Source organism: Nocardioides dubius (assembly GCF_039528155.1).
In the GTDB taxonomy this organism is placed as follows: Bacteria; Actinomycetota; Actinomycetes; order Propionibacteriales; family Nocardioidaceae; genus Nocardioides; species Nocardioides dubius.
In genome coordinates this window covers 250,573-258,791 of sequence record NZ_BAAALG010000002.1, presented here as the reverse complement: position 1 = coordinate 258,791, position 8,219 = coordinate 250,573, and the positions used below count along the sequence as shown (strand labels likewise).

The following is an 8,219-nucleotide window of genomic DNA, read 5'->3' as shown; positions in this document are numbered from 1 at the left end:
TGAACTAGCGCTGGTTCGGGCTAGTTGAAGTCGGCGGCGGTCTTGCGGGCCATCTCCAGGAAGGCCTCGCGGGAGGCGAGGTCGCCCTCGAGCTTCTTCACCTTGCCGGCGTCGCCGGCGGCGCGGGCCGCGTCGAGCTTGGCCTTGGTCTCGTCGATGGCGGTCTCCAGCTTGCCGATCATGTCGTCGGCGCGGGCCGACTTCTCCGGGTCGCTCTTGCGCCACTGCTCGTCCTCGACCGAGCGGATCGCCTGCTCGACCTTGCGGATCCGGGCCTCGAGCTCCTTGATCCGGCCACGCGGCACCTTGCCGGCCGCGTCCCAGCGGTCGGCGATGTCGCGGAACGCCTTCTTGGCCGCCTCCAGGTCCGTGACCGGCAGCAGTGCCTCGGCCTCGACCAGGATCTGGTCCTTGACCACCGCGTTCGCCTCGAACTCGGCGTCCAGCGCCGCGTTGGCGGCGTCGCGGTTGCCGAAGAAGGTGTCCTGAGCGCCGCGGAAGCGCTTCCAGAGGGCGTCGTCGACCTCGCGGGGCGCCGGGCCGGCTGCCTTCCAGTCACGCATCAGGTCGCGGAACCTGCCCGCGGTCGGACCCCACTCGGTGGAGTCGGCCAGCGCCTCGGCCTGGGCGGCCAGCTTCTCCTTGACCGAGCGGGCGCCCTCGCGCCGCTCGGCCTGGTCGGCGAAGTGGGCCTTGCGACGGCGGGTGTAGGTGGTGCGGGCGGTGGAGAACCGGCGCCACAGGGCGTCGTCCGCCGAGCGCTCGAGCCGGGGGAGTGCCTTCCACTCCTCGAGGAGGTCACGCAGCCGGTTGGCTCCGTTGCGCCAGTCGTTGCTGCCGGCCAGCTTCTCGGCCTCGGCGACGATCGCCTCCTTGCGCTCGCGCGACTCGGCGACCTTGGCGGCGCGCTCGGCCTTGCGCTCGTCGCGCTGCTTGTCGAGCACCGGGGTGAGGGCGTCCAGCTTGGCCAGCAGGCCGTCGAGGTCACCCACCGCGTGGGCGTCGACGACCTGGTCGCGAACCGCCTTGACCGACTTCGTCGCCTCCTCGGGGGCGAGTGCTCCCGAGCCCACCCGCTGGGTCAGCAGGTCGACCTCGAAGGCGAGGGCGTCGTAGCGGTTGGTGAAGAACTTCAGGGCCTCTTCGGGGGTCCCTTCGGGGTACTGACCCACGGCGCGTTCGCCATCGGCGGTGCGGACGTAGACGGTGCCGTCTTCGGCTACTCGACCCCAGGGAGTCTCCTGCTCTGCGCTCATGGTTGACCATCGTAGTCACCTCCCGGCCCGCCCTCGGTAGGCTCTACCGGTCAGAGTGTTCAAATCGGCCTACGAGGTGCGTGTTGTTCATCGCCGGATTCCCTGCTGGACCGTGGGGGACCAACTGCTATGTCGTCGCCAACGAGGCCGGCTCTGAGTGTGTCGTCATCGACCCCGGCAAGGACGCCGCCAGCGGCGTCGCCGACGTCGTGCGCGAGCACAAGCTGAAGCCGGTCGCCGTCCTGGTCACCCATGGTCACGTCGACCACATGTGGTGCGTGGCCCCGGTGGCCGGCACCTACGACGCCACCGCCTGGATCCACCCCGCCGACCGTCACCTGCTGGCCAACCCGATGCCGGGCATGTCGGCGGAGACCACCTCGATGATGCTGGGCGGCAAGTACGAGTTCGCCGAGCCGGACGACGTCCGCGAGATCACCGACGGCGCTTCCCTGGAGCTCGCCGGCATGCGCTTCGACGTCGACCACACCCCGGGCCACACCCAGGGCTCGATCGTCTTCCGGACGCCGTACGCCCACCAGGACATCTCCCAGGTGATGTTCTCCGGCGACCTGCTCTTCGCCGGCTCCATCGGCCGCACCGACCTCCCCGGTGGTGACCACGCCCAGATGCTGAACAGCCTGCGCACCAAGGTGCTCACCCTGCCCGACGACATCGTGGTGCTGCCCGGTCACGGCGAGCAGACCTCGATCGGCCGCGAGCGTGCCGTGAACCCCTTCCTGGTCGACCTGGCCGAGACCGGCGACGCCGGCCGAGTGAACCGAGGCCTGTGATGGCGAAGATCGCGCCGCTGAGCGGCTTCCCCGAGTTCCTGCCCGAGCAGCGCTGGGTGGAGCGTGCGGTCATCGACTCGCTCGCCGCCACCTTCGAGCTGCACGGCTTCGCCAACATCGAGACCCGCGCCGTGGAGCCGCTCGACCAGCTGCTGCGCAAGGGGGACACCTCCAAGGAGGTGTACCTGCTGCGCCGGCTGCAGGAGGAGTCGGCTGAGGGGCACGCCGGGATGGGGCTGCACTTCGACCTCACCGTGCCGTTCGCTCGCTACGTGCTGGAGAACGCCGGCAAGCTGGAGTTCCCGTTCCGCCGCTTCCAGATCCAGAAGGTCTGGCGTGGTGAGCGCCCCCAGGAGGGTCGCTTCCGCGAGTTCGCGCAGGCCGACATCGACATCGTGGGCCGCGACACCCTGCCGTTCCACCACGACGTCGAGGTCACCCGGGTGATGGTCGACGCGCTGACCCGCCTCGACTTCCTCCCGGCCTTCCGGCTCCAGGTCAACAACCGCAAGCTGATCCAGGGCTTCTACGCGGGCCTCGGCATCGAGCAGATCGACGAGGTGATGCGCCTGGTCGACAAGCTGGACAAGCTCCCGAAGGAGAAGGTGCACGAGCTGCTGCTGGCCGAGGCCGGCATCGACGCGGCCACCGCTGACCGCGTCCTGGAGCTGGCCACCATCCAGGCCGCCGACGACTCCTTCGTGGACGCCGTCCGCGCACTGGGCGTCGAGCACGAGCTGCTCGACGAGGGCCTCGACGAGCTCGCCGCGCTGGTTCGTGGCTGCGCCGACCTGGTCTCGGAGCGGGTCGCCGTCGTCGCCGACCTGTCGATCGCCCGAGGTCTCGACTACTACACCGGCACGGTCTTCGAGACCCGGCTCGCCGGGTACGAGTCGTTGGGCTCGATCTGCTCGGGCGGCCGCTATGACGCGCTCGCCTCGGACGGCAAGAACACCTACCCCGGCGTCGGCATCTCGCTCGGCGTCAGCCGGGTGCTGGTCCCGCTGATCTCCAAGGGGCTGGTCACCGCCAGCCGTGCGGTGCCCAGTGCGGTGCTCATCGCCCTGGTCGACGAGGAGTCGCGTGCCGAGGCCGACGCCGTCGCCAGCAGCCTGCGAGCCAGGGGAGTGGCCTGCGAGGTCGCCCCGTCGGCCAGCAAGTTCGGCAAGCAGATCCGCACCGCCGAGCGGCGCGGCATCCCCTTCGTCTGGTTCGCGCAGGCCGATGGCACGCACCAGGTGAAGGACATCCGCAGTGGCGAGCAGGTCGAGGCCGACCCGGCCACCTGGACGCCCCCGGCAAACGATTTGAGGCCGACCATCGCCTCGGCCGACAATCAGTAGCAACCATCCACCATCCAAGGAGTCCTCACTGTGATCCGCACCCATGACGCCGGCGCCCTGCGCGCCGAGAACGTCGGCCAGACCGTCACCCTCGCCGGTTGGGTGGCCCGCCGACGCGATCACGGCGGTGTGGCGTTCCTCGATCTGCGCGAGGCCAGTGGTGTCGTCCAGGTCGTGGTGCGTGACGAGGAGATCGCCGGCGCGCTGCGCAACGAGTTCTGCCTCAAGGTGACCGGTGAGGTGGTCGCCCGGACCGCCGAGAACGTGAACCCCAACCTCGCCACCGGCGAGATCGAGGTCGTGGCCGCCGAGATCGAGGTGCTCAACACCTCGGCCCCGCTGCCGTTCCCGATCGACGACGCCGCCGCATCCAAGGGCGGCGAGGTCGGCGAGGAGACCCGCCTCAAGTACCGCTACCTCGACCTGCGCCGCTCCGAGCCGCAGCGACTGCTGCGCCTGCGCTCCAAGGTGAACAAGGCGATGCGCGACGTGCTGGACCGCCACGACTTCGTGGAGATCGAGACGCCGACGCTGACCCGGTCCACCCCGGAGGGTGCCCGCGACTTCGTGGTCCCGGCCCGGCTGCACCCGGGCAGCTGGTACGCGCTGCCGCAGAGCCCGCAGCTGTTCAAGCAGCTGCTGATGGTCGGCGGCATGGAGCGCTACTACCAGATCGCGCGCTGCTACCGCGACGAGGACTTCCGCGCCGACCGCCAGCCCGAGTTCACCCAGCTCGACATCGAGATGAGCTTCGTCGACCAGGACGACGTGATCGCGCTGATGGAGGAGCTGATCAAGGAGGTCTGGGCCCAGGGCGGACACGAGGTGTCGCTGCCGATCGGGCGGATCACCTACGCCGAGGCGATGGCCAAGTACGGCTCCGACAAGCCGGACCTGCGGATGGGCCAGGAGCTCGTCGAGTGCACCGAGTACTTCGCCGAGACCTCGTTCCGGGTCTTCCAGGCGCCGTACGTCGGCGCCGTGGTGATGCCGGGCGGCGCGGACCAGCCGCGCCGTCAGTTCGACGCCTGGCAGGAGTGGGCCAAGCAGCGTGGCGCCAAGGGCCTCGCCTACGTGACCATCTCCGCCGAGGGTGAGCTGGGCGGCCCGGTTGCCAAGAACCTCTCCGACGCCGAGAAGGCGGGCCTGGCCGCGCACACCGGGGCCAACCCCGGTGACTGCATCTTCTTCGCCGCGGGCCCCGCCAAGTCGAGCCGCGCGCTGCTGGGTGCCGCCCGCCTGGAGATCGGCCGTCGCTGCGGGCTGATCGACGAGTCGGCCTTCGCCTTCACCTGGGTCGTCGACGCGCCGCTCTTCGAGCCCGCCGACGACGCCGTCGCCTCGGGCGACGTCGCCGTGGGCGCCGGCGCCTGGACGGCGGTGCACCACGCGTTCACCAGCCCCAAGCCGGAGTTCCTGGACACGCTGGAGCAGAGCCCGGGCGAGGCGCTGGCCTACGCCTACGACATCGTCTGCAACGGCTCCGAGCTCGGCGGCGGCTCGATCCGGATCCATCGCGAGGACGTCCAGAAGCGGGTCTTCGACATCATGGGCATCTCGCCCCAGGAGGCCGACGAGAAGTTCGGCTTCCTGCTGGAGGCCTTCAAGTTCGGCGCCCCGCCGCACGGCGGCATCGCCCTCGGCCTCGACCGGGTGGTCGCGATCCTCGGCGGCGCGGACTCCATCCGCGACGTGATCGCCTTCCCGAAGTCGGGTGGCGGGTTCGATCCGTTGACCGAGGCGCCCGCCCCGATCACCGAGCAGCAGCGCAAGGAAGCCGGTGTGGATGCCAAGCCGGAGAAGGATCTCCCGCAGGAAGTGTGACCTGCCGGACACTTCGTGACCGGTTGAGACCTGATCGTTACTCACGGGTGACCGAATCGGGCCCTCGGTAGTCGTAAAGTCAACGGCCGGTGGTGGGGATTCCCCTGCCACCGGCCGAGCGCATTTACGACGAGGTGGGTATGTCTACAACCGAACCCAAGCTGGGTGCCGAGGCGGCAGGCGCCGCAGTCGACATCGCAGCCCCGGTCACCAGCGTCGCCAGCAAGTCGCCGATGCAGTTGGCGATGGGACGCCTCCGCAAGGACAAGCTGACGCTGATCTCGTTGGCGTTCGTGGTCTTCTTCATCCTGGCCGCGCTGACGGCGCCGCTCGCGGTGCACGTCTTCAACATCATCGACCCGCTGAAGACCAACCAGGACGCGCTGGACTCCTTCGGGCGCCCCAATGCCGCCTGGGGTGGCATCTCCTGGTCGCACCCGCTCGGTCTGGAGCCCAGCGTCGGCCGCGACACGCTGTCGCGCGTCTGGTATGGCCTGACCTTCTCCTTGCTGATCGCGCTCTCCGCCACCATCATCGCGATGGTGCTCGGCGTGGTGCTCGGCATCGTCTCCGGCGCCGCCGGCGGCTGGGTCGACGCGATCATCGGCCGGATCATCGACCTCACCCTCGCCTTCCCGCAGACGCTGATGCTGCTGGCGCTCTCGACCACCGGTCTGATCATGGTCCGCACGTACCTGCACACGCCGGCCGGCAACGTCACCGCCGCCGTCTACGTGGTGATCGTGCTCGGCGCGTTCGGCTGGACCAGCATCGCCCGCATCGTGCGTGGCCAGGTGCTCTCCCTGCGCGAGCGCGAGTTCGTGCACGCCGCGCAGATGATGGGCGCCTCCCGGACCCGCATCTACTTCCGCGAGATCCTTCCGAACCTCTGGGCGCCGATCCTGGTCAGCTTCACCCTGATGATGCCGGCCTTCGTCTCCGCCGAGGCAGCGCTCTCCTTCCTGGGCGTCGGCATCGCCGCGCCCACGCCCACGCTCGGCAACATCCTGACCGACTCGGTCCGCTACGCCGACATCGTGGCCACCTACTTCTTTGTCCCCGCGATCGTGATCGCCGCCATCGTCGTCTCGTTCAACCTGCTCGGCGACGGCCTTCGCGACGCGCTCGACCCCAAGTCGGATCGGTGAACCGCACCGATCCCCACAACCTCAGCGACACAACGTCGTTGACCGTGCCGCACCGGGTGCTGCACACCGAAGGAGGAATCAATGGGTAAGAAACTGAAGAGGGTGGTGGCGGCCAGCGCCGCGACCGCTCTGGGGTTGGCGCTCGCTGCCTGTGGCGGCGATTCCAACGACGGTGATGGCGGTAGCGGCAACAACAACGCCGAGCCCGGCCAGGCCGGCGGCGAGCTGAACTACCTTCAGCACTTCCTGTTCGAGGCTGCCGACCCGCAGCGCATCTACTACGGCGTGCAGCTCGCCAACTGGCGTCGCACCGTGTACCGCGGCCTGACCGCGTTCCCGATGAGCGAGGACCCGAAGGTCTCCAACACGCCCGTCGCCGACCTCGCCACCGACACCGGCACCATGACCGACGGCGGCAAGACCTGGGCCTTCACGCTCAAGGACGGCGTCAAGTGGGAGGACGGCTCCGACATCACGTGTGAGGACGTCCAGTACGGCGCCAGCCGTCCGTTCGCCAACGACGTGATCACCGGCGGCCCGAACTACACGCTGAGCTACATCGACGTCCCGCAGAAGGCCGACGGCACGTCGACCTACCCGGGCCCGTACAAGGCCACCCCCGAGCAGCAGAAGCAGTTCGAGGACGCGGTCAGCTGCGATGGCAAGACGATCACCTTCCGGTTCAACAAGCCGTGGGTGGACTTCAACGCCGCGATCGCCGGCCTGATGATGGTCGACCCGTACAAGAAGTCCGCTGACAAGGGCGACAAGTCCAAGTGGAACGTCCTGTCCAACGGCCCCTACAAGTTCGTGGGCGGCAAGTTCGACCAGGCCAAGGGCGGCACGCTGGTTCGCAACGAGAACTACGACCCGGCCACCGACGACCCGGAGCAGCTGCGTCTGGCCCTGCCGGACCAGATCAACTGGAAGGTCAACGACTCCGACACCGCCGGCGAGACCTTCAACGACCAGCTGATCGAGGACAGCCCGGACGTCCAGAACGCGATCACCACCGCGCGTCTGGCCCCGCAGCAGCTGCTCAAGGTCCAGAGCGGTGAGCCGAAGGAGCGCTACACCAACGTCGTGTCGCCCTACACCGACTACCTGGTCGTGAACGCCAAGACGGTGACCGACCCGAAGGTTCGTCGCGCGATCGGCCTCTCCGCCGACATCAACGGCTTCATCAAGGCGCTGGGCGGCGAGCTGGTCTCCGAGCCGGCCGACTCGATCATCAACCCGGGCGTCACCGGCTACAAGCCCAACCCGGCCTGGGCCGACCGCAACCTGGACGGCGACATCGAGGCCGCCAAGGCGCTCCTGCAGGAGGCCGGTGTCAACGGCAAGGTGAAGCTCAAGGTCGCCTACCAGAAGTCGCCGACCTACGACAAGGCGTTCTCGGTTCTCCAGGAGAGCTGGAACAAGGCGGGCTTCGACGTGACCCTCGACGGTCAGGGAGCCACCTACTACGACGTCCTCGCCAGCCCGGACAAGGACATCGACATCGCCTGGGCCGGCTGGGGTGCTGACTGGCCGTCGGTCATGACGGTCCTGCCGCCGCTGTTCGACAGCCGCCCGAACATCTCGGCCACGTCGTGCAACAACGACTACGGCTGCTACGAGAGCGACGCCTTCAACAAGCTCATCGACGAGGCTGCCAACGCTGCCTCCGTGGAGGAGCAGATTGCCAAGCTGCAGGAGGCGGACGCCCTCCTCGGTGAGGACGTGGGCTACATCCCGCTCGACAACCAGAAGTTCAACTGGATGCACGGCTCGAAGGTGACCGGTTTCACCACCACCGCTGCCTCCTCGTCCTACCCGGAGCTCGGCCTCATCGGCGTCAAGCAGTGACCGAAC

Annotated in this window: 6 protein-coding genes; 5 read left to right on the top strand and 1 reads right to left on the bottom strand. The window is 68.7% G+C overall.

Translation table 11 applies throughout. The features are described 5' to 3' along the window. Positions 1–20: 20 nt before the first annotated feature. Positions 21–1,256 carry a DUF349 domain-containing protein gene (locus ABD151_RS03035; protein ID WP_343991204.1) on the bottom strand — a complete coding sequence of 412 codons (1,236 nt, stop codon included), beginning with the start codon at positions 1,254–1,256 and terminating at the stop codon, positions 21–23. 83 nt (positions 1,257–1,339) lie between these two features. Between ABD151_RS03035 and ABD151_RS03030 the strand changes: the two genes are divergently transcribed. The 5 genes from ABD151_RS03030 to ABD151_RS03010 all read left to right on the top strand — a co-directional run bounded on the left by ABD151_RS03030 (position 1,340) and on the right by ABD151_RS03010 (position 8,213). Further along, complete coding sequence (locus tag ABD151_RS03030) at positions 1,340–2,050, top strand: MBL fold metallo-hydrolase (RefSeq protein ID WP_343991645.1); 711 nt, start codon at positions 1,340–1,342, stop codon at positions 2,048–2,050. Further along, complete coding sequence (gene hisS / locus ABD151_RS03025) at positions 2,050–3,393, top strand: histidine--tRNA ligase (RefSeq protein ID WP_343991202.1); 1,344 nt, start codon at positions 2,050–2,052, stop codon at positions 3,391–3,393. Before ABD151_RS03030 ends, hisS begins: the two co-directional genes overlap by 1 nt. A 30-nt stretch (positions 3,394–3,423) precedes the next feature. Beyond that, positions 3,424–5,217 carry an aspartate--tRNA ligase gene (aspS, locus tag ABD151_RS03020; protein ID WP_343991200.1) on the top strand — a complete coding sequence of 598 codons (1,794 nt, stop codon included), beginning with the start codon at positions 3,424–3,426 and terminating at the stop codon, positions 5,215–5,217. A gap of 140 nt (positions 5,218–5,357) precedes the next feature. Beyond that, on the top strand, positions 5,358–6,365 hold the full coding sequence (locus tag ABD151_RS03015; protein WP_343991198.1) for an ABC transporter permease: 1,008 nt from the start codon (positions 5,358–5,360) through the stop codon (positions 6,363–6,365). 81 nt (positions 6,366–6,446) lie between these two features. Next, a complete protein-coding gene (locus ABD151_RS03010) occupies positions 6,447–8,213 on the top strand; it encodes an ABC transporter substrate-binding protein (RefSeq protein ID WP_343991196.1) in 1,767 nt (588 codons plus the stop codon). The last annotated feature ends 6 nt before the right edge of the window (positions 8,214–8,219 follow it).